Here is a 1,093-nt window from a genome sequence, read left to right on the forward strand (position 1 = left end):
CCATCTTGGGGAAATGTTGTTGCAGGCGCCCGAGCCACACCTGGCCGGGCTCCTCGTTCCAGTACTCTACGCTGCCACCTGGCCAGGTGATTTCATAGGGGCCCATCTTCGCATCCCCCACCACCATCACCCTGTAGTCGCTGCCGTAGGTGCGCAGCAGCCGCAGGGTATCGAGCCGATCATCAAGGCGCCTGGCATTGTCCTGCCAGACGAAGTCGTAGAGGCAGTTGTGAAAATAGAAGAACACCAGGTGCTTGAACTCGTGGCGCAGGGCCGAGAAGAGGCGCTGCACCTCGGCCACGTGGGCATCCATGGAGCCCCCCACGTCGAAGAAGACCAGCAGTTTGACCCCGTTGTGGCGCTCGGGCCGCAGCTTCACATCGAGCCAGCCTTGCCTGGCCGAGCTTTGGATGGTGTCGTCGAGATCCAGCTCGTCGGGATTGCCCCGGCGCACCCAGCGTCTGAGCTTGCGCAGGGCGAGCTGGATGGCGCGCTGCCCCAGGGGCGAGTCGTCACTGAAGTTGCGAAAGTGGCGCGCCTCCCACACCTTGACCGCCTTGCCATGCTGGCCCTCTCCCCCCATGCGGATCCCTTCCGGGTGAAAACCGCCGTGGCCGAACGGGCTGCTGCCGCCGGTGCCGACCCACTTGTTGCCGCCCGCGTGGCGCGCTTTCTGCTCGCTTAGCCGCTGGTTGAGGGTCGCCAGCAGCTGGTCGAGCCCGCCGAGGGATTGGAGCAACGCCTTCTCCTCGGCGCTCAATAGCCGCTCGAACTCCTTGCGCAGCCACTCCTCGGGCAGACTCTCCGGCAACAGGGGGATGGCGGCCAATCCTTCGTAATACTCGGCGAAGGCGCGATCGAAGCGATCGTAGTGGGCCTCGTCTTTCACCAGCAGGCAGCGGGAGAGCTGGTAGAACTCGTCCATGTCGAGGCTAGCCAGCCGGGCTGCCAGCGCCGCGTGCAAGTCCAGCAGTTCGCGCAGGCTGCAGGGGAGCTTGTGGCGGCGCAGGTGGGTAAAAAAGTCGATCAGCATCAGTCAGCTGCCGCGTCTGGCCAGAAAGGCGAGCTTCTCAAACAGATGCAGGTCCTGCTC

Annotated in this window: 1 protein-coding gene; it reads right to left on the reverse strand. The window is 64.4% G+C overall.

Going from position 1 to position 1,093, the window contains the following annotated elements:
* Window positions 1-1,033: vWA domain-containing protein (locus BN1120_RS03515; RefSeq protein ID WP_042014778.1), on the reverse strand; the 1,033-nt coding region annotated here is incomplete at its 3' end.
* Between the last annotated feature and the right edge of the window lie 60 nt (window positions 1,034-1,093).

It is taken from the genome of Aeromonas caviae (genome assembly GCF_000819785.1).
Taxonomy (GTDB): Bacteria; Pseudomonadota; Gammaproteobacteria; order Enterobacterales; family Aeromonadaceae; genus Aeromonas; species Aeromonas caviae.